At 63.9% G+C, this 20,276-nt stretch carries 19 protein-coding genes and 3 pseudogenes; 13 read left to right on the forward strand and 9 right to left on the reverse strand.

Annotated elements, in window-relative coordinates:
• Positions 1–5 precede the first annotated feature (5 nt).
• A complete protein-coding gene (locus HU763_RS22455; protein ID WP_170033208.1) occupies positions 6–620 on the forward strand; it encodes a TetR/AcrR family transcriptional regulator in 615 nt (204 codons plus the stop codon).
• A gap of 172 nt (positions 621–792) precedes the next feature.
• Here the strand turns inward: HU763_RS22455 and HU763_RS25175 are convergent.
• The 4 genes and pseudogenes from HU763_RS25175 to HU763_RS22470 form a co-directional block, all read right to left on the reverse strand.
• Positions 793–1,128: pseudogene (locus tag HU763_RS25175) on the reverse strand (hypothetical protein); the annotation flags it as partial.
• Between the two features lie 30 nt (positions 1,129–1,158).
• Positions 1,159–1,629: pseudogene (locus HU763_RS25180) on the reverse strand (phasin family protein); the annotation flags it as partial.
• On the reverse strand, positions 1,556–1,975 hold the full coding sequence (locus HU763_RS22465) for a phasin family protein (protein ID WP_085621735.1): 420 nt from the start codon (positions 1,973–1,975) through the stop codon (positions 1,556–1,558). The pseudogene HU763_RS25180 and the gene HU763_RS22465, both read right to left, overlap by 74 nt.
• Before the next feature lie 263 nt (positions 1,976–2,238).
• Positions 2,239–2,514 carry a polyhydroxyalkanoic acid system family protein gene (locus HU763_RS22470; RefSeq protein WP_186672329.1) on the reverse strand — a complete coding sequence of 92 codons (276 nt, stop codon included), beginning with the start codon at positions 2,512–2,514 and terminating at the stop codon, positions 2,239–2,241.
• Positions 2,515–2,638: 124 nt separating this feature from the next.
• Here HU763_RS22470 and ubiE point away from each other — a divergent pair, with 124 nt between their 5' ends.
• From ubiE to HU763_RS22525, 12 genes and pseudogenes are all read left to right on the forward strand, one after another.
• The gene (gene ubiE / locus HU763_RS22475; RefSeq protein ID WP_186684338.1) at positions 2,639–3,409 is read left to right on the forward strand and encodes a bifunctional demethylmenaquinone methyltransferase/2-methoxy-6-polyprenyl-1,4-benzoquinol methylase UbiE; all 771 of its coding nucleotides are present in this window, start codon (positions 2,639–2,641) and stop codon (positions 3,407–3,409) included.
• Positions 3,409–4,032, forward strand: a complete 624-nt coding sequence (locus HU763_RS22480; protein ID WP_186684336.1) for a ubiquinone biosynthesis accessory factor UbiJ — start codon at positions 3,409–3,411, stop codon at positions 4,030–4,032. Before ubiE ends, HU763_RS22480 begins: the two co-directional genes overlap by 1 nt.
• Entirely contained in the window at positions 4,029–5,648 is a 1,620-nt protein-coding gene (gene ubiB, locus HU763_RS22485) for a ubiquinone biosynthesis regulatory protein kinase UbiB (RefSeq protein ID WP_186684334.1), read from the forward strand. Before HU763_RS22480 ends, ubiB begins: the two co-directional genes overlap by 4 nt.
• 72 nt (positions 5,649–5,720) lie before the next feature.
• Positions 5,721–6,113 carry a phosphoribosyl-AMP cyclohydrolase gene (gene hisI, locus HU763_RS22490; RefSeq protein WP_013974544.1) on the forward strand — a complete coding sequence of 131 codons (393 nt, stop codon included), beginning with the start codon at positions 5,721–5,723 and terminating at the stop codon, positions 6,111–6,113.
• A 1-nt stretch (position 6,114) separates the two neighbouring features.
• A complete protein-coding gene (locus HU763_RS22495) occupies positions 6,115–6,450 on the forward strand; it encodes a phosphoribosyl-ATP diphosphatase (RefSeq protein ID WP_170033220.1) in 336 nt (111 codons plus the stop codon).
• Between the two features lie 162 nt (positions 6,451–6,612).
• Positions 6,613–6,885, forward strand: a complete 273-nt coding sequence (locus HU763_RS22500; RefSeq protein ID WP_186672316.1) for a twin-arginine translocase TatA/TatE family subunit — start codon at positions 6,613–6,615, stop codon at positions 6,883–6,885.
• 3 nt (positions 6,886–6,888) lie between these two features.
• Positions 6,889–7,266, forward strand: coding sequence for a Sec-independent protein translocase protein TatB (gene tatB / locus HU763_RS22505; protein WP_186684331.1), 378 nt, complete (start codon positions 6,889–6,891; stop codon positions 7,264–7,266).
• Positions 7,263–8,048, forward strand: coding sequence for a twin-arginine translocase subunit TatC (gene tatC / locus HU763_RS22510; protein ID WP_186672313.1), 786 nt, complete (start codon positions 7,263–7,265; stop codon positions 8,046–8,048). Before tatB ends, tatC begins: the two co-directional genes overlap by 4 nt.
• Positions 8,045–8,752, forward strand: coding sequence for a 16S rRNA (uracil(1498)-N(3))-methyltransferase (locus tag HU763_RS22515; protein ID WP_186684329.1), 708 nt, complete (start codon positions 8,045–8,047; stop codon positions 8,750–8,752). Before tatC ends, HU763_RS22515 begins: the two co-directional genes overlap by 4 nt.
• A 218-nt stretch (positions 8,753–8,970) precedes the next feature.
• Positions 8,971–9,915, forward strand: a pseudogene (locus HU763_RS25185) (methyl-accepting chemotaxis protein); the annotation flags it as partial.
• Positions 9,916–10,056: 141 nt separating this feature from the next.
• A complete protein-coding gene (locus HU763_RS25190) occupies positions 10,057–10,770 on the forward strand; it encodes a methyl-accepting chemotaxis protein (RefSeq protein ID WP_420831064.1) in 714 nt (237 codons plus the stop codon).
• Between the two features lie 246 nt (positions 10,771–11,016).
• Complete coding sequence (locus tag HU763_RS22525; RefSeq protein WP_186684327.1) at positions 11,017–12,960, forward strand: methyl-accepting chemotaxis protein; 1,944 nt, start codon at positions 11,017–11,019, stop codon at positions 12,958–12,960.
• A gap of 137 nt (positions 12,961–13,097) precedes the next feature.
• On the opposite strand, the gene HU763_RS22530 is transcribed toward HU763_RS22525, so the two are convergent.
• From HU763_RS22530 to HU763_RS22550, 5 genes are all read right to left on the reverse strand, one after another.
• Entirely contained in the window at positions 13,098–13,832 is a 735-nt protein-coding gene (locus tag HU763_RS22530) for an amino acid ABC transporter ATP-binding protein (protein ID WP_186684457.1), read from the reverse strand.
• Positions 13,825–14,787 carry an amino acid ABC transporter permease gene (locus HU763_RS22535; RefSeq protein WP_170033234.1) on the reverse strand — a complete coding sequence of 321 codons (963 nt, stop codon included), beginning with the start codon at positions 14,785–14,787 and terminating at the stop codon, positions 13,825–13,827. Before HU763_RS22535 ends, HU763_RS22530 begins: the two co-directional genes overlap by 8 nt.
• 79 nt (positions 14,788–14,866) lie before the next feature.
• Positions 14,867–15,664 (reverse strand): transporter substrate-binding domain-containing protein, encoded by a 798-nt coding sequence (locus HU763_RS22540; RefSeq protein ID WP_186684455.1) that lies wholly within the window; start codon positions 15,662–15,664, stop codon positions 14,867–14,869.
• A 282-nt stretch (positions 15,665–15,946) separates the two neighbouring features.
• Positions 15,947–18,520, reverse strand: coding sequence for a glucans biosynthesis glucosyltransferase MdoH (gene mdoH, locus HU763_RS22545; protein ID WP_186684325.1), 2,574 nt, complete (start codon positions 18,518–18,520; stop codon positions 15,947–15,949).
• Positions 18,513–20,234: a glucan biosynthesis protein G gene (locus HU763_RS22550; RefSeq protein ID WP_217884019.1), complete on the reverse strand. Its 1,722-nt coding sequence runs from the start codon at positions 20,232–20,234 to the stop codon at positions 18,513–18,515. The genes mdoH and HU763_RS22550 overlap by 8 nt, the downstream gene beginning before the upstream one ends.
• Between the last annotated feature and the right edge of the window lie 42 nt (positions 20,235–20,276).

Raw genomic sequence — 20,276 nt, forward strand, 5'->3', positions numbered from 1 at the left:
ACGGGATGAAGACTCGCGACCGTATCCTCGAGTGCGCCTTGCAGCTGTTCAATCAGCAGGGCGAGCCGAACGTATCCACCCTGGAGATCGCCAACGAACTGGGCATCAGCCCGGGCAACCTGTACTACCACTTCCACGGCAAGGAGCCCTTGGTACTGGGCCTGTTCGAGCGCTTCGAAGAGGCGCTGATGCCCTTGCTCGACCCACCGCTCGAGGTGCGCCTGGACGCCGAAGACTACTGGCTGTTCCTGCACCTGATCGTCGAACACATGGCGCAGTACCGATTTCTGTTCCAGGACCTGTCGAACCTGACCGGGCGCCTGCCCAAGCTGGCGCGCGGCATGCGCAGCCTGATCAACGCGCTCAAGCGTACGCTCGCAGCGTTGCTGGCCAGCCTCAAGGGCCAGGGGCAGGTCGAAAGCGAGACCCAGGCGCTGGGGCAACTGGTGGAGCAGATCACCCTGACCCTGATGTTCTCGCTGGATTATCAGCGCGTGCTGGGGCGCGAGGGGGACGTGGGTATTGTGGTGTATCAGGTGATGATGCTGGTGGCGCCGCATTTGCAGGCGCAGGCGCGAGCGGCGGCGGAGCAGTTGGCGGTGCGGTATCTGGAGGGGTAACAATGATGCCAGCCAACTGAGTCCTCCCGTTTGACTGGGGCTGCTTTGCAGCCCTTCGCGGGCTCGCCCGCTCCCACAGGGATCGCACAAACCAAGGGCTCTGCGATAAACCTGTGGGAGCGGGCATGCCCGCGAAGCAGGCGACGCGGTATCAGATCAGGGGACCGGTGCCCGCTGGTGCCGACGGCGTGCTGCTGACCGGGGCAGCGGCAGGTGCCGGAGCTGCGGTCGCGGCCGGGGCGGCGCTGGCCGCTGGGGCTGCTGGCTTGGCGGCTGCCGGTTTGGCCGGGGCTTTTTTCACCGCAGGCTTCTTCACCGCAGGCTTCTTCGCCGCAGCAGGCTTGGCCGCTGCCGGTTTGGCGGCTGGCTTGGCCGCAGCAACCTTGGCCGCAGGCTTGGCTGCCGGTTTGGCCGCTGCGGTTTTTGCCGCAGGCTTGGCTGCCGCTTTGGCCAGTGGCTTGGCCGCCGCCTTGCTCGCAGCCGGTTTGGCAGCAGCGGTGCGCGACGAAATCGGCGTAACCGAAGCACCGGTCAGCTTCTCGATCTGCTTGGTCAGGCTGTCCACCTGCTGGTGCAGGGCCTTGATCTCGTTGCGGCTCGGCACACCCAGGCGCGAAATGGCGCTGTTCAGGCGCTTGTCGAAAGCCTCTTCGAGTTCGCTCCATTTGCCCAATGCACGGTCCTTCACGCCAGACACCCGCGAAGTGGTCGAAGACTTGGCAGTCTCGGCAACATCTTCAGCGGTTTTCTTCGCCTGCTTCTCGGCCTTCTCGCCATCCTTCACCAGCGAGTCGAACAGCTTCGGGCCGTCCTGGTCGATCTTCGAATAGATACCCAGCCCCGCCAGCCAGATCTTGCGGGAGTATTTCTCGATCCCGCCGACCCAGGAGCTGCCTTCTTTTTCGGTGTTCTTCTTGCCAGCCATCCTGCTCTCCTTATGGTTTGTGCGCGACGCGCTCGAGCAGCTCATGCAGCTGTTCAAGCTTGATGGACAACGCCTCAACGTCATGTTTAGACGGAATGCCCAGGCGATTCAAGGCGCGCCCTACCCGTGCGTCGAAAGCTTTTTCGATTTTGTCGAGTTGAATTTCGACCCGCCCTGGGACACGGCTAACGGCCTGGGTCGCTTCATCGATCTGGTTGTTGGCCGCGTCCAGTTGTTTGTCGATACGCTTCTTGCCACGTTTCTCGACACCTTCACCGGCCTTGACCAGCTCGTTGAAATAGTCGGAGCCTTCCTGGCCCACGCGTGCATAGGCGCCGATACCCGCCAGCCAGATCTTGCGCGCGTAGCCACGCACTTCGCCCAGCGTACCCGGGGCGTCGTCCTTTTTCTTCACAGTCACTTTGGCCATGCTCTGTACCTCATGCTCATGAGTGGGGGGGGAACCGCCCATGGAGGTTGGGCTTGAGCACAAGATAGAGAGGGAAATTAGAATCTTCACCCTAGGTTCTGGGTGAAAAGTCTTGAGACGAAGGTCAGGCAAGGCGAAAACAGCCGAGGAAGCGGAGTTTACGGGTTGTAAATGAGCATTCCGAGGCTGTTTTCAACGCAGCACCACCGAGTATCAAGGCTTTTCACACAGAGCCTAAGGTGACTGCAGGGCTCGGCAAACGATCAGGCCAGGGCCTTGTCCAGTGCCCGCTCGATCTCGCCCTTGATCGTGCCGCTCATCATCGACAGCATCATGCCGAGCTTCAGCTCTACGCGGATGCTGTCTTCGCCGATATGCACGCTGCCGTTGGCACCACTGCGCGCCACATCGACCCGGTCGCCGTTCCAGGTCGCCTTGAGGTCGTATTCCCGGACCAGCCTGTCTACCAGCGCTTCGGCCTTGGCACGGGCGGCATCGCGGCCGAGGGAGTGTTTGCGTTCGACGCTGATCTGAGTCATGCAGGTGTTCCTGAGGATGAAGACATAATGGGCATTATGCCCGCCCCTGCCCACTGGCACACCCCGCCAAGACAAATCCGCCCGTTCGCCCTAGAATGGCGGTAATTTTTTCCGGTGAAGCGATATGAACGACCAGCGCAAAGGCGACCAAGCCGAACCCACCACCCATTTCGGTTACCAGGACGTCCCTGAAAGCCAGAAGGCGAAGAAAGTCGCCGAAGTGTTTCACTCGGTGGCGGCCAAGTACGACCTGATGAACGACGTGCTTTCCGGCGGCATGCACCGCCTGTGGAAGCGCTTCACCATCGAGCTGTCTGGCGTACGCGCCGGCAACCGCGTGCTGGACATCGCCGGCGGTACCGGTGACCTGGCGGCCAAGTTCTCGCGGCTGGTCGGCCCGACCGGGCAGGTGGTGCTGGCCGATATCAACGAATCGATGCTCAAGGTTGGCCGTGACCGCCTGCTCGACCGTGGCGTGGCCGGCAACATCGAGTTCGTCCAGGCCGATGCCGAGAAGCTGCCGTTCCCGGACAACCATTTCGACTGCGTGACCATCGCCTTCGGCCTGCGCAACGTCACCCACAAGGACGAAGCGATCCGCTCGATGCTGCGTGTACTCAAGCCGGGCGGCCGCCTGCTGGTGCTGGAGTTCTCCAAACCGACCAACAAGCTGATGTCCAAGGCCTACGACGCCTACTCGTTCGCCTTCATGCCCCTGGCCGGCAAGCTGATCACCAACGATGCGGACAGCTACCGCTACCTCGCCGAGTCGATCCGCATGCACCCCGACCAGGAAACCCTCAAGGCCATGATGGTCGAGGCCGGTTTCGACCGCGTCACTTATCACAACATGACCAGCGGCATCGTCGCCGTGCACCGGGGAATCAAGCCCTGATGCTGCTGGCCGGGCTGCTCGCCAGCGTCGAACATGGCCTGAACCGCATCCTGCGCATGGACAGCACGGCCCTGCCGCGGCTGGCCGCGCTGGAAGGCAAGGTCATCGAGATCGACTGCCGCCAACCGGCCCTGCAGGTATTCATCCTGCCCGATGAAGAAGGCCTGATGCTGGCTGCCCACTGGGAGGGCGCTGTCGATTGCAGCCTGCGCGCCCCGGCCGGCAGCCTGGCGCACCTGGCCCTGGCCAAGGACAAGACTGCCGTGCTGCACAGCCCGCAAGTCGAACTGCATGGCGACAGTGCCGTGCTGCTCGACCTGTTCGGGGTGCTGCAGGACCTGGAACTGGACTGGGAACACGAACTGCAGCGCTGGCTCGGCCCGGTCGCCACGGCCATGCTCGCAGGCCACGTCCGCCTGCGTGCACGCTGGACCCGTCAGGGCTTCGCGCGCTTCAGCCAGAACCTCTCCGAATACCTGGCCGAAGAATCCCGCACCCTGGTCGGCAAGCGCGAAGCCGAAGCCGCCTTCAGCGAACTCGATGCCCTCAAGCTTGATACAGAACGCCTCGAGGCGCGCATCAAGCGCCTCTCCCAATCCCTTGATACCAGCGATAACGCATGAAGCTGCTCGCCGTCCGCCGTCTTTTCCGCATCCAGCGCGTAGTCATCCGGTACCGGCTGGATGACCTGCTGTTCGACTACCCGCTGCCATGGTGGCTGATGAGCCTGCGCCTGCTGATGCCATGGCGCTGGCTGCCCCGCAAGCCGTCCGAGCTCAACCGTGGCGCACGCCTGCGCCTGGCCCTGCAGGACCTGGGGCCGATCTTCATCAAGTTCGGCCAGTTGCTGTCCACCCGCCGCGACCTGCTGCCAACCGACATCGCCGACGAGCTGATGTTGCTGCAAGACCGCGTACCGCCATTCGACCCGCAACAGGCCGTGGCGCTGATCGAGGAACAGCTCGGCGCCAAGGTGGGTGAGGTATTCAGCCGCTTCGACGTGGAGCCACTGGCTTCCGCTTCGGTGGCCCAGGTTCATGCAGCCCGCCTGAAAAGCGGCGAGGAGGTCGTGGTCAAGGTGGTCCGGCCGGGCCTCAAGCCGGTAATCGCCGCCGATATTGCCTGGCTGTTCCTGATCGCCAAAGGCGCCGAGCGTGCTTCTGCCGACGCCCGCCGCCTGCACCCGGTGGAAATCGTCAGTGACTACGAAAAGACCATCTACGACGAACTCGACCTGCTGCGCGAAGCAGCCAACGCCAGCCAGCTGCGGCGCAATTTCGAAGGCTCCGAGCTGATGTACGTGCCGCAGGTGTACTGGGACTGGTGCCGGCCGAAGGTGCTGGTGATGGAGCGCATCTACGGCGTCCCGGTAACCGACATGGCCACCCTCGCCGACCAGCGCACCGACATGAAAATGCTCGCCGAGCGCGGCGTGGAAGTATTCTTCACCCAGGTGTTCCGCGACAGCTTCTTCCACGCCGACATGCACCCCGGCAACATCTTCGTCAGCACGGTCCGGCCCTGGAGCCCGCAATACATCGCTATCGACTGCGGCATCGTCGGCAGCCTGACGGACGAGGACCAGGACTACCTGGCGCGCAACCTGATCGCCTTCTTCAAGCGCGACTACCGTCGCGTGGCGCAGCTGCACATCGACTCTGGCTGGGTACCGGCACATACCAAGGTCAACGAATTCGAGGCCGCCATCCGCACCGTGTGCGAGCCGATCTTCGAAAAACCGTTAAAGGATATTTCCTTCGGCCAGGTGCTGATGCGCCTGTTCCAGACCGCCCGGCGCTTCAACATGGAAGTGCAGCCGCAACTGGTGCTGCTGCAGAAGACCCTGCTCAACATCGAGGGCCTGGGCCGCCAGTTGTACCCCGACCTGGACTTGTGGAGTACCGCCAAGCCGTTCCTCGAACGCTGGATGCGCGACCGCATGAGCCCGAAAGCCGTGCTTGGCAACATCCACAGCCAGGTCGAACAGCTGCCGCACCTGGCCGACATGGCCCGCGACGTGCTCGAACGCCTGTCGCAACCGCACCTGCACGATCCGCAACTGCCGGAACGTCGCCGCCAGGGCGACCGCTGGCCGCTGCGCCTGCTCGGTGCCGGCCTGCTGGGGGGCGGCGCGGTGCTGGCCGCCGGCGCCGCCGAGGCTGCCAGCCTGGCCGCCCCAAGCGCCTGGCCGGCCTGGTTGATGCTGGCCGCTGGCCTTTACCTGATCGTGCGCCAATAGCCAGCCGCGCGCATGGCTGGCACACTAGCGCAAAGGGCCCGGCACAGGAGCGGGCCCGCCTTGGAGTCGACGATGAAAGACTGGCTGGACGAGATCAAGTGGAACAGCGAAGGCCTGGTACCGGCGATCGCCCAGGACCACAAGACCGGACGCGTGCTGATGATGGCCTGGATGAACCGCGAATCGCTGGCCCTGACCGCCGCCGAACAACGCGCCATCTACTGGTCGCGTTCGCGTGGCAAGCTGTGGCGCAAGGGCGAGGAGTCCGGGCATGTGCAGAAGCTGCATGAAATGCGCCTGGACTGCGATGCCGACGTGATCATCCTGATGGTCGAGCAACTGGGCCATATCGCCTGCCATACCGGCCGTGAAAGCTGCTTCTACCGTGTTTTCGAAGACGGCCAGTGGAAAACCGTCGACCCGGTCCTGAAGGACCCGGATGCCATCTACAGCGCAGGACACTGACATGAGCGACACCCTCAATCGCCTGGCCGAAGTGCTTGAAGAACGCAAGCAGGCGGCACCCGACAGCTCCTACGTGGCCAGCCTGTACCACAAGGGCCTGAACAAGATTCTCGAGAAGCTCGGCGAAGAATCGGTGGAGACGATCATCGCCGCCAAGGACGCCGCGCTCAGCAAGGATTACAGCGATGTCATCTACGAAACCGCCGACCTGTGGTTTCATAGCCTGGTGATGCTCAGCGCACTGGGCCAGCACCCGCAAGCCGTGCTGGATGAACTAGAACGCCGTTTCGGGCTGTCCGGGCACGATGAGAAGGCCGCACGAACGCCTACTGCCTGACGGGCGCCTGTGGGAGCGGGCGTGCCCGCGAAGAGTCCGACGCGGTGCATGGCACCGGCTACGCCGGTGCTCGCGGCGGTTCGACGCCTCGACATGTCCGCTCCCACAGGGAGCGTGTTGCCGGATCGATTTGCTGTACACACATTTTTCAGGAGTACGAAAATGGGTATCTTTGACTGGAAACACTGGATCGTCCTGCTGGTCGTCGTGGTCCTGGTGTTCGGCACCAAGAAGCTGAAGAACTTCGGCAGCGACCTGGGCGAGTCGATCAAGGGCTTCCGCAAGGCCATGAGCGAAGAAGAGAACAAGCCGGCCGAGCACACCCCGCCGCCTGCCCAGCCCGTTCCGCCAATGCAGAACACCGCCCAGCAGAACCAGGGCCACACTATCGAAGGCCAGGCCCAGCCGGTCCAAGAGCCACAGCGGAAAGACTGACCCATGTTCGGCATCAGTTTCAGCGAGCTGCTGCTCGTCGGCCTGGTCGCCCTGCTGGTGCTCGGCCCCGAGCGCCTGCCCGGTGCCGCGCGCACGGCAGGCCTGTGGATCGGGCGGCTCAAGCGCAGCTTCAATAGCATTAAGATGGAAGTGGAGCGTGAAATCGGCGCTGACGAGATCCGTCGCCAGCTGCACAACGAACACATCCTGCAGATGGAAGAGGAAGCCAAGCGCATCCTCAACCCGATGACACCACCCGCGCAGCCGCCCGTTACCACTGCAACCGTGCAGCCCCCTGCGGGGCTCGAGCCCCTGCCGGTCGACACAGCTGCCGCCCCGGCCACCCCTGCCGAACCGCCCCAACCGCCGCGAGCCCCATGAGCGAGAACCCGGAACACGACCAGCCGATGCCGCTGGTATCGCACCTGACCGAACTGCGCACACGCCTGTTGCGCTGCGTTGCCGTCATTTTCCTGATCTTTGCCGGGCTGTTCTCCTTCGCCCAGCAGATCTACACCCTGGTTTCGGCACCGCTGCGCGAACATTTGCCGGCCAATGCAACGATGATCGCCACCGACGTGGCCTCGCCGTTCCTGACGCCGTTCAAACTGACCATGATCGTCTCACTGTTCCTGGCGATCCCGTTCATCCTCCAGCAGATCTGGGGCTTCATCGCGCCCGGGCTGTACCGTCATGAAAAGCGCATCGCCATCCCGCTGCTGGTGTCGAGCATCCTGTTGTTCTACGCCGGCATGGCCTTCGCCTATTTCCTGGTGTTCCCGCTGATCTTCGGCTTTTTCGCCAGCGCCACGCCGGAAGGCGTGTCGATGATGACCGACATCGCCAGCTACCTGGACTTCGTGATGACGCTGTTCTTCGCCTTCGGCGTGGCCTTCGAGATCCCGGTGGCGGTGGTACTGCTGGTGTGGATCGGCGTAGTCGACGTGAAGTACCTGAAGAAGATCCGCCCCTACGTGATCATCGGCTGTTTCGTGGTCGGCATGGTCCTCACCCCGCCGGACATCTTCTCCCAGACCCTGCTGGCGGTGCCCATGTGGCTGTTGTTCGAGATCGGTGTGCTATGCGGCAGCCTGATCCGCAAGCGCAGCGAAGCCAATGCTGCCAACGACCATAACGACCAGCCACCAGCGACCCAACCGTGAACCTGCTGCTCCTTGAAGAGGCCGACTTCGTCGCGGCCGACCGCGTCGTTCTTGCCGACCGGCGCTTCACCCACATGCAGGAGATCCACCGCGTGGCGGTGGGTGACAACCTGCGCGTGGGCCGTATCAACGGCCTGATGGGCAAGGCCACGGTGGTGCGCCTGGAAACCCACGAGGCCGAACTGGAAGTCGTCTTCGACCAGCAGCCACCGGCCAAACTGCCGTTGACCCTGGTGCTCGCCGTTCCCCGCCCGAAAATGCTGCGTCGGCTGTTCCAGACCGTAGCCACCCTGGGCGTACCGCGGCTGATCCTGGTGAACAGTTACAAGGTCGAGAAAAGCTTCTGGCAAACGCCCTTCCTGCACCCCGACAGCATCCGCGAAAACCTCATCCTCGGCCTGGAACAAGCGCGCGACACCGTGCTGCCGGAGGTGATCATCGAAAAGCGTTTCAAACCGTTCGTCGAGGACCGCCTGCCGTCCATCGCCGCAGGCACCTTGGGCCTGGTCGGCCACCCTGGCCCCTACCCTGCCTGCCCGCGTGCCGTGGAGCAAGCGGTGACCTTGGCCATCGGCCCGGAGGGCGGCTGGATCCCCTACGAAGTGGAGCTGTTGGGCACGGCCGGCCTGGCGCCGGTGCAACTGGGTGAGCGCATCCTGCGGGTAGAGACCGCAGTGACAGCGCTGCTCGCGCGAATTTTCTGACGCAAAAGTCAACTTTTACCCATAAAGTTTCCCTCCCGCGCGCCGATGGCCTTGGCAACAACAACAGATATTGTGCTGCCAAGCCGGCCAGGGAGTTTCACATGTATCAATGGATCGCCCAATCGTTGGGCAACGTGAGCGTCAGTCGCAAACTGGGGCTGGGGTTCGGCCTCGTGCTGCTATTGACCCTGGCCATTACCCTGACTGGCTGGTACGGCATGGACAGCATCGTCAACCGTGGCGACAAGCTGGGTAACATCTCGCTCATCCAGCAATATACCCAGGAACTGCGCATCGCCCGCCAGCAATACCAACGCCAGCGTGACGACGCCTCGGTGGCAGAGCTGGAAAAAGCCCTGGGCAATCTCGACCGCCAGGTGCAACTGATGCTCACCCAGATCGAGCAATCTGCCGACCGCCAGCGGCTGGAGCAACAGCGTGAGGCCGTGCGCGGCTACCAGCAGGCGTTCAGCGAGCTGAAGCAGGCCGGCCAGCGCCGCGAGGCCAGCCGCGGTGTGCTTGGCGACACCGCCGACAAGGCCACGGAACTGGTCGGCAAAGTGCAACGGGCGCTGCAACAGGGCGGCGATATCAGCCAGTACCAGCATGCAGTGGAAGTGAGCGCATTGCTGCAGCAGGCGCGCTTCCAGGTGCGCGGCTACACCTACAGCGGCAACGCCGACTTCCAGCAAACGGCATTGAAAGCGATTGACCAGGCCCTGGCCGAGCTGCGTGCGCTGCCGGCCAAGGTACCTGCAGAACATGCCGCCAGCCTCGACGATGCCGCCACCGCCATGGCCGGCTACCGCGACGCGCTTACCCAGTTTGGCGATGCCCAGGCCGCCACTGAGCATGCTCTGCAGAGCATGGTTGAGCACGGCACGGTGCTGCTGCAGACCAGCCAGGCGATGACCGCTTCGCAAACCGAGGTACGCGATGCCGGCGCCGCCCAGGCCAAGCGCCTGCTGGCATTGGCCACTGCGCTGGCCTTGGCCCTGGGCCTGTTGGCGGCCTGGAGCATTTCCCGGCAGATCATCATCCCACTGCGCCAGACCCTGCAGGCCGCTGAACGTGTGGCCAATGGCGACCTGACCCAGCAGCAGCAGGTACAACGCCGCGACGAACTCGGCCAGTTGCAAGCCAGCATGCAGCGCATGACCCAGGGCCTGCGCGAACTGATCAGCGGTATCGGCGATGGTGTCACGCAGATCGCCAGCGCCGCCGAGGAGCTGTCGGCGGTGACCGAACAGACCAGCGCCGGGGTCAACAACCAGAAGGTCGAAACCGATCAGGTGGCGACCGCGATGAACCAGATGACCGCCACCGTGCACGAAGTGGCACGCAATGCCGAGCAGGCCTCGGAAGCCGCGTTGATGGCCGACCAGCAGGCCCGCGAAGGTGACCGCGTGGTGGGCGAAGCGGTGGCGCAGATCGAGCGCCTGGCGGGTGAAGTGGTCAATTCCAGCGAAGCGATGAACCAGCTCAAGGCCGAGAGCGACAAGATCGGCAGCGTGCTCGATGTCATCAAGTCGGTGGCCCAGCAAACCAACCTGCTGGCCCTCAACGCGGCGATCGAGGCCGCCCGTGCCGGCGAGGCCGGGCGTGGCTTTGCCGTGGTTGCCGATGAGGTACGCAGCCTGGCCCAGCGAACGCAGCAATCCACCGAGGAAATCGAAGAGCTGATCGCCGGCCTGCAAAGTGGCACCCAGCGCGTGGCCAGCGTGATGGACAGCAGCCGCCAGTTGACCGACAGCAGCGTCGAACTGACCCGCCGCGCCGGCACCTCGCTGGAAACCATCACCCGCACCGTGTCGTCGATCCAGGCGATGAACCAGCAGATCGCCACGGCGGCGGAAGAACAGACGGCCGTAGCCGAGGAGATCAACCGCAGCGTGATGAATGTACGGGACATTTCCGACCAGACCTCGGCGGCGAGTGAAGAGACGGCCAGCTCGAGCGTGGAGCTGGCGCGCCTGGGTACCCACCTGCAGGGCTTGGTGGGGCGGTTCAGGCTCTGACCTGAACTATGGGCTGCCTGTGCTGGCCTCTGCGCGGATAAACCCGCTGCCACAGGGATACCACCGCTCTCAAGGGCAGTGCACTACCCGCGAAGGGCCCAGCACAGGCACATCATTCCTACCTGCTGAAGTGAAATTTCCTACCTGATTATCAGGTCAAGTCCTACAACTCCGCTGCCGATTGGCAGAGGTGTGATGCTGGCAATGCGCCCGCACGCCCTCCCCCCAATTGCACGGAGACTCACCATGCTCGGCTACCTCAACCGCAAGCTCGGCAACATCAGTGTCGGTGCCAAGCTGGCCCTCGGCTTTGCCGTGGTGCTGCTGCTTACCCTGGCCACTACGATCAGCGGCTGGCGCGCGCTGGATGGCGCTATCGTGCGCTCGCAGCAACTCAGCGAGATTGGCCTGATCAACGACCTGACCAAGGACCTGCGCGCAGAGCGCATCACCTACCGGGTCCTCAACGATGACACCAGCCGATCGCGGATAACCAGCATTCTCGATCAGCTGAACGACAGGCTGGCCACCCTGCAGCAACGCAGCAACGTCGACGAGTCAAGGCAGATACTCAGCGAAAAGCTGGCCTTGCTGCAGCGCCTGCGCGACGACTTCAGCGAACTGCAACGCAGCGTCGCTGACCGCATTGCCCTGCGCCAGGCCATGCAGGCCCAAGAGCAGAAACTCAACGATGCGATCGACGAACTGCAGACCCAGGCCTTGCTGAGGATGGGTGCCGATAGCCAGCAAAGAGGCGTACTCGGCCTGATGGACACCGTAAGCCGGCACATCGACGGTGCCAACCAGCAGAGCCTGGTGCCGGCCTACACCTTTTCTCCCGTCGAGGACTTCGCCAAGGTTGGAAACAGCGCCCTCGATGCCGCGGACAGCAGCCTGGAACAACTGCTCAGAGGCCTTGCCCCGCTGGGCTTGCCCCGCGCCCTGAGCGAACAGCCTGGGGCCGAACTGGCCAAGTACCGCGCCAGCCTGGACCAGTACCGCCGCGCCGCCGTGCGCGTCGAGCAGCTGCAGAACAACCTGGAAACCATGGGCGACGAATTGCGTGCCGTGAGCCTGGGACTGGGCAAGCGCAAGGTCGAGCAACGCGACAGCGAAGCCCTGGCCGCCCGCTCGCTGCTGACCAGCGTGGCATTGCTGGCGCTGCTGGTGGGTGTCGTGGCCGGCTGGCTGATCACCCTGCAGATTACCCAGCCCCTGCGCCAGACCCTGGCCGTAGCCGCGCGCATTGCCAAGGGCGACCTGAGCCAGGTCGAAGCCGTGCAGCGCCGTGACGAGATGGGCCAGCTGCAAAGCAGCATGCGCGACATGACCTTGAGCCTGCGCGAGCTGATCGGCGGCATCGACCAGGGTGTCGGCCAGCTGTCACAGGCCGCCTCGGAGCTGGCCACCAGCAGCGAGGATACCAAGCTGCGCATCAACCAGCAGCGCGAGGAAACCGACCAGGTGGCCACCGCCATGAACCAGATGAGCGCCACGGTGCAGGAAGTCGCGCAGAACGCCGAACAGGCCTCGCTGGCCGCGACCAATGCCGACCAGCAGGCGCAGATGGGCGACCAGGTGGTGGCCGAGGCCATCGGCCGGATTGAACAGCTGGCCGGGCAGATGGACCATTGCCTGGCGGCCATGCAGCACCTGGCTGGCGAGAGCCAGCGCATCGGCAGCATCCTCGATGTGATCAAGTCGGTGTCCGAACAGACCAACCTGCTGGCCCTGAATGCAGCAATCGAAGCAGCACGGGCCGGTGAAGCCGGGCGCGGCTTTGCCGTGGTGGCCGACGAAGTCCGTGGCCTGGCCCAGCGCACGTCGACCGCGACCGAAGAAATTGGCCAACTGATCGACAGCTTGCACAATGGCACCGACGAAGTGACCCGACTACTGGACAACAGCAAGAGCCTGACCGAGCAAAGCGTGGAACTGAGCCGCCGCGCCGGGCATGCGCTGAGCCAGATTACCGACACGGTGTCGAACATCCAGGGCATGAACCAGCAGATCGCCACGGCCAGCGAAGAGCAGAGCGTGGTTGCCGAACAGATCAACCGTAGTGTGCTGAATGTGCGGGACGTGTCGGATCAGACCAGCGCAGCCAGTGAGCAGACCGCGGCTTCGAGCGGGGAACTGGAGCAGTTGGGGCAACAGCTGCGGGGGATGGTGAGGCGCTTCAGCATTTGAGATTGCCGGGGCTGCCTTGCAGCCCTTTCGCGACGCAAGGCCGCTCCTACAGGTGATCGCGGTTTCCCCTGGGGTCGCGCGCATTTCCCGGTAGGAGCGGCCTTGTGTCGCGAAAGGGGCGCAAAGCGCCCCGGTGGTTACAGCACCTGGCGCAGGAAGGCCTGCGCACGCGGGTCCTTCGGCGCAGCGAAGAATGCCGACGGTGGCGAATCTTCCAGCAACTTGCCATGGTCGAAGAACAGCACGCGGTCCGCCACTTCGCGGGCAAAGCCCATTTCGTGGGTGACGCAGACCATGGTCATGCCTTCCTGGGCGAGGGCCTTCATCACGTCCAGCACCTCGCCGACCATTTCCGGGTCCAGCGCGGAAGTCGGCTCGTCGAACAGCATCACTTTCGGGTCCATGGCCAGGGCACGGGCAATCGCCACCCGCTGCTGCTGGCCGCCGGACAGGCGTGACGGGTATTCGTTGGCCTTCTGCGCAATGCCGACTTTCTCCAGCAGTGCCCGGGCCTTGGCCTCGCGCTCGGCCTTGTTGCGCTTGCGCACCACCTTTTGCGCCAGGCACAGGTTTTCCAGCACGGTCATGTGCGGGAACAGGTTGAAGTGCTGGAACACCATGCCGACTTCGCGGCGGTAGGCGTTGATGTCGGTCTTCGGGTCGGCCAGTTGCAGGCCATCGATGGCCACATGGCCCTGGTCGAAATGCTCCAGGCCATTGAGGCAACGCAGGAAGGTCGACTTGCCCGAACCCGACGGCCCAAGCACCACCACCACTTCGCCCTTGGCGACCTGGGTGGTGACGTTATCCACAGCGCGGACCACGTGGCCACGGGTGTCGAAGACTTTCAGCAGGTCACGGACTTCAATCACTTTGCGCAAGCCTCCGCTCGAGCCGGCTGGCCAGGTGCGACAGCGGCAGGTTGATCAGCAGGTACAGGCCTGCCACGCAGAACCAGATCTCGAAGGTCGAGAACGAGGTGGTGATGGCCTCGCGGCCACTTTTGGTCAGTTCGGTGATGGCGATCACCGAGACCAGCGAGGTGTCCTTGACCAGGCTGATGAACTGGCCGGCCAACGGCGGCAGCACACGCTTGAACGCCTGCGGCAGGATCACATGGCGCATCGACTGGCCCGCATTCAGGCCCAGCGAGCGGGCGGCTTCGTTCTGGCCCTTGGCGATGGATTGCACACCGGCACGCACGATCTCGGCCACGTAGGCGCCCGTGAACAGCGCCAGCGCGGCCACCCCGGCAAACTCGCGGGACAGGTTGAGCACGGTGCCGATGAAGAAATAGAAGATGAAGATCTGGACCAGCAGCGGAGTACCGCGCACCAGTTCGACATAGACCGTCGACAGGTCACGCAAGGTCGGGTTGCTGGACAGCCGGCAGAGGCCGGCGAACAGGCCGATGACCAGGCCCAGGGCACCGGACACCACCGAAATCCACAGGGTGGTCCACAGGCCCCAGGCCAGTGGGCCGGCGGCCCAGTGGCGGGTAACGCCAACCTGGTCTCCTTCGGCGACATCATCGCCACGGGCCAGTTGCAGGCTGTCCTTGGCCACGTCGAGCACCTGCTCGTCACCGTTCTCGTCCTTCAGCGTGACGCGAGCGCTGTCACCTGAGATGACAATCTCCTGCACGGTACCGTAACCGGCGGCGCGCTGTGCCTCCTCGGCCTTGTAGGCGAAGTACTGCGGTACGCGGTTCCAGCGCCACTCGTAGGAAATCATCGAGGTGGCCAGGTACAGGCTGAACGCCAGGCCCACCAGGACCAGGGCGGTCAGGCCATGCCAGGGCCACTGGGCTTTCTTGTGTTTGATCACGTGGGGTACTTCCGTAAATGCGAACGCGCAGGGTTTGCCTGCGCGTCGGGGTCATAAAGCCGGGCTTGTGGCCTGGGCCTTATTCCATTTCCTTCAGCCAGTCCTTGTTCTTGAACCACTTGTCGTGAATACGATCGTAGGTCCCGTCGTTCTTGATCTGGTGCAGGAAGTTGTTGATGAAGTTGATGCTGTCGTAGTCGCCTTTCTTCAGGCCGAAGGCCAGCGGCTCGTAGGTGAAGGGTTCTTCGAGGAACAGCAGCTTGCCGGCACCGGCCTTGTCCACGGCGACGACGTTGTAAGGCGCGTCGTAGACGAAGGCATCAGCCTTGCCGTTGACCACGTCCATTACCGCTTCCTGCTCGTTGTCATAGCCATGGTACTTGGCTTTGCCGATCAGCTTCTTGGCGACCATTTCACCGGTGGTACCCAGCTTGGAAGTCAGGCGGTACTTTTCGTTGTTCAGGTCCTTGTACGACTTGATCTCGCCCGCCAGCTCCTTACGGATCAGCAGGGTCTGGCCGACCACGATGAAGGGTTCGCTGAAGTTCAGGCGCAGGTTGCGTTCCTGGGTCAGGGTCATGCCGCTGCCGATCATGTCGAACTTGTCGGTCAGCAGGGCCGGAATGATGCCGTCATAGGCGGTGGAGACCGGCTCGAACTTGACGCCCATGGACTTGGCCATGGCTTTGAGGATGTCGACCTCGAAGCCGATGATCTCGCCACGCTTGTTGGTCATCTGGAACGGCATGTAGGTCGGGTCCATGCCCACCCGCAGGGTGCCGCGCTTGACCGCGTCATCGATGGCCCCCGCCTGGGCCGCAGTCACCGCGACCAGGGCGGTGACACCGACCAGCAGTCGCGAAAGGTATTTCTTGATCATCACCAGGTCCCCTAACAAGAAAAGTAGCGAATCTTATTGTTGGCACGGCCGTACTGGCCGATGCGGCATATCGGAGAGGGATGCTAACGCATGGCGGCCCGGGGACCTAGAGCTGGGGGGGACTTTGTTGGCCAAAATCGAGGCAAGGCCCTAAAAGCTTCGCGGGCACGTCGGATCGCCGCACCGCCGCTCCCACAGGTACAGCGCATGCCTCAAAGGCTGTGCAGTACCTGTGGGAGCGGCGGTGCGGCGATCCGACGTGCCCGCGAAGAGGCCCGATCAGGCGCCGACGAGTGCCGGCTGGCCTTCATTCTCCGGATGCAGCGGCAACAGCGGCGAATGCGGGTCGTTCTTTATCGATGCACGCCACACATCGATCCACGCCGCATTGTGCTCGGCCCACACCTGTTCGTGCAGGCGGCTCAGCGCCACCGGGTCGCTGAGCAGGGCCAGGCGGGTGTTGAGGTCCAGCCCCTTCGGCCCGACCTCCATCGCCTTGGCCACACGCTCGGCACGCAGCGCCTCGATCGGTGCCGCCTGGCCGTGACGGGCCGTGGCCATGGCGCAGGCCAGGGCGTTCTGCCGCGGGTCGACCACAGCGCGCACGAAGCCATCATGCAGGGCATGCCAGCGGTTTTCGTGGGTGTACTGGTCGGTCGCCAGCAGCTCCTGCGGGGTGGCGTATTCCTCGGGGATGAGGAACAGCTTCTCGTCCTTGGCCGCCAGGCCCAGGCGGGTGCGGCTGGAAATCACCGAAACCGGGATCGACAGCACCAGCGAACCGACGATGGGCGCCAGCCACCACAGGAAGCTCGGGTTCAGCCAGGCCACCAGCGCCGCCCAGGCAATCCCCAGCAAGGTCTGTGGGCCATGCCGGCGCACGGCTTCGCTCCAGGGCGTGGAGTCGTCGTCACGCTGCGGCGAGTTCCAGGTCGCCGCCCAGCCGAGGAACGCGGCCAGCACGAAGCGGGTATGGAAGATCATGCGCACCGGCGCCAGCAGCATGGAGAACAGCATCTCCATCAGCATCGACAGGGTGACCTTGATCCGCCCACCGAACTCGGTCGCGCCCTTGGCCCAGATCAGGATGACGCTGAGCAGCTTGGGCAGGAACAGCAGCACGATGGTGGTGGAGAACAGCGCCACGGCCTTCTCCGGATGCCACTGCGGCCACAGCGGGTAGAGCTGGTACGGCTCGATGAAGTACTGCGGCTCCATCAACGTGTTGGTCGCCAACAGCGCGGTCGACAGCACCAGGAACAGGAACCACAACGGCGCCGACAGGTACGACATCACCCCGGTGAGGAACACCGCGCGGTGCACCGGATGCATGCCCTTGACCAGGAACAGGCGGAAGTTCATCAGGTTGCCGTGGCACCAGCGGCGGTCACGCTTGAGCTCGTCGAGCAGGTTCGGCGGCAATTCTTCGTAGCTGCCCGGCAGGTCGTAGGCGATCCACACGCCCCAACCGGCGCGGCGCATCAGCGCGGCCTCGACGAAGTCGTGGGACAGGATCGCACCGGCGAACGCCCCCTTGCCCGGCAACGGCGCCAGGGCGCAGTGCTCGATGAACGGCTTCATGCGGATGATCGCGTTGTGGCCCCAATAGTGCGACTCGCCCAGCTGCCAGAAGTGCAGGCCGGCGGTGAACAACGGGCCGTACACGCGGGTGGCGAACTGCTGCAGGCGCGCGTACAGGGTGTCCATGCCCGAGGCTTTCGGCCCGGTCTGGATGATGCCGGCGTCCGGGTTGGCCTCCATCAGGCGCACCAGGCTGCTCAGGCACTCGCCGCTCATGACGCTGTCGGCGTCGAGCACGACCATGTACTTGTACTCGCCACCCCAGCGACGGCAGAAGTCGTCGAGGTTGCCGCTCTTGCGCTTCACCCGACGCCGACGGCGGCGGTAGAAGATACGGCCGAAGCCTTTGGTTTCGCGGCACACGTCGAGCCAGGCCTGTTGCTCGGCCACGGCGATGTCGGTGTCGTTGGTGTCGCTGAGCACGAAGAAGTCGAAACGGTCGAGGTTGCCGCTGGCGGCTACCGACTCGAACGTCGCACGCAGGCCGGCGAACACCCGCGGTACGTCTTCGTTGCAGATCGGCATCACCAGCGCAGTGCGCGCCTCGGGCGCGATCGGCTCATTACCGGCGCTGCTTCCCGAGATCTTGTATTTGTCACGCCCGGTGAGCAACTCGAGGAAGCCCATCAGTGCGGTCCAGAACCCTGCCGACACCCAGCAGAACAGGATGCCGAACAGAACCAGGATGGAGGTTTGCAGGGCATACGGCCATACCTGCACCACGGTGTCCCACAGCGGCTGGTTGGCGACTTCGTCGAAGTCCACGAACGACCAGCCCTGGTACGGCAGGATACCTTTCATGTACCAGCCGGCGACGATGGTCTGGCCGATCATCAGCGCCAACAGGATGTAACGGCGGATCGAACCGACCGTGCGCCAGCGGGCCGGCGGCAGCTCGCGCTTGGGCGGCTGCGGTGCATTGGTACGGCCAGTCATGCGCCGCCACATGCGGATCAGCACGTTGGTACGCCATGGCTCGGGCACGACCTTGGTGCGCTTGATCGGCGGGGCGATCTTCAGGCACAGGCGGCCGCTGCCGTCGACGCCGAGCATTTCGGCGTCCTCCAGCTCGGCGGCGCTGCCTACGGTCAGGCGCGGCCCCACCGAGGCCTGCACGGCCTCGGCAGAGCTGGCGGCCGGGTTGGCCGCCAGGCGTTGGTGCAGCTCACTGAAGGACGTGCAGTTGGCGAGTTCCGCCCGTTGCTCGTCGCTCAGTGGTAGATGGGCCAGGTATTCGCGCAGCGATTCCGGCCTTGCGCTTGAGTTACTCATCGGCAGGCAACTGATAGCTCCAGGTCTCGGTCAGCACCTTCTCGGTGGTGGCCGGGGTCCCGTTGGTGGGCGCCGCATCGGCGGCAGGTTGTTCGGCCTTGGCGGCTTTGTCGGCCTTGGCATGCTTGGCTGCAGCCTTGTCCTGCTTGGCATCCGCGGCAGGCTTGGTGCTTTCGACCGGCACGTCACGCACCAGCGCGGCACGCATTTCGGTCGATTTGTTGGCTTCCTTGACCTTCAGCCGCAGGGTCAGGCGCCAGCCCTTGGTCTCTGGGTTATAGCGCAAGTTGTTCTCGACCACCTCGGCGTTGTCGCCGACGCTGATCTGGCTGCGCACGGCGGTGTCTTCCGGCAAGGCCGCCAGCGCCGGGCCGGCGAAGTCGACCAGGAAGGCCACGCTGCCGTCAGGCTGGCGAATCAGGTTGGATTGCTTGACGTCACCGGTCGAGCGCAGGGTCTGCTTGACCCAGCCCAGCTCGGGGGCCTGGAACTTCGGCTCGTCGATGGTCCAGTGCAGGCGGTAGGCGTACTCGAACGGCTTGCCTGGCTCAGGCAGCTTCTCCGGGCTCCAGAAGGCCACGATGTTGTCGTTGGTTTCGTCGGCAGTCGGGATTTCCACCAGGTCGACGGTACCCTTGCCCCAGTCACCCTTCGGCTCGATCCAGGCGCTCGGGCGCTTCTGGTAGTTGTCGTCGAGGTCTTCGTAGTCACTGAAGGCGCGCTGGCGCTGCATCAGGCCGAACCCGCGCGGGTTCTCGACGCTGAAGTTGCTCACGGCCAGGTGTTTCGGGTTGTTCAGCGGGCGCCACAGCCACTCGCCATTGCCAGCATGGATCGACAGGCCTTCGGAGTCATGCAGGGCCGGGCGATAGTTGAGGACCTTGGACGGCTGGTTGGGGCCGAACAGGTACATGCTGGTCAACGGGGCGATGCCCAGGCGGCTGACGTGATCACGCAGGAACACGCGGGACTGCACGTCGACCACGGTGTCGTTGCCAGGGCGCAGGGTCAGCTTGTAGGCGCCGGTGGAGCGCGGTGAGTCGAGCAGCGCATAGATCACCAGGTGCTTGTCGGTCGGCTTGGGCTTCTCCACCCAGAACTCGGTGAAGCGCGGGAATTCCTCGCCCGACGGCAGCGCGGTGTCGATGGCCAGGCCACGCGCCGACAGGCCGTACACGTGGCCCTTGCCGACCACGCGGAAATAGCTGGCGCCAAGCAGGGTCATGATCTCGTCCTGCTTGTCGGCCTTGTTGATCGGGTACAGCACGCGGAAACCGGCGTAACCCAGGTTCTTGGTGGTTTCCGGGTCGTGCGGCACGTCACCGAACTCGAAGCGGCTCGGGTCGTACTTGATTTCCTCGACCTTGGTGGCGGTGACCTGGTTGATCTTCACCGGCGTGTCGAAGTGCATGCCCTGGTGATAGAACGACAGCTTGAACGGGGTCTTGTCCTTGGCCCACTCGGCTTTTTCCTGCAGGAAGTGGATCTTCTGGTAGTCCGCGAACTTCATGTCGCGGAACACCGCCGGCAGGTTGCTTTTTGGGGCTTCGTACTTCTGACCGGCCAGATCCTTTGCCTTGGCTGCAACATCGTCAAGATTGAATGCCCACAGCTGGCCCGCGCTCATCAGGCCGACCAGTGCCACACTGGCCATCAGAGCCTTGCGCAGCCCGTTGCCGGGGATTCTTGATGCTTTTTGTGGACTAACAATCACGAGCAACCCTCGCCGAAAACAGATCATGAAACCAACGGCCAG

It is taken from the genome of Pseudomonas anuradhapurensis, from assembly GCF_014269225.2.
Lineage (GTDB): Bacteria > Pseudomonadota > Gammaproteobacteria > Pseudomonadales > Pseudomonadaceae > Aquipseudomonas > Aquipseudomonas anuradhapurensis.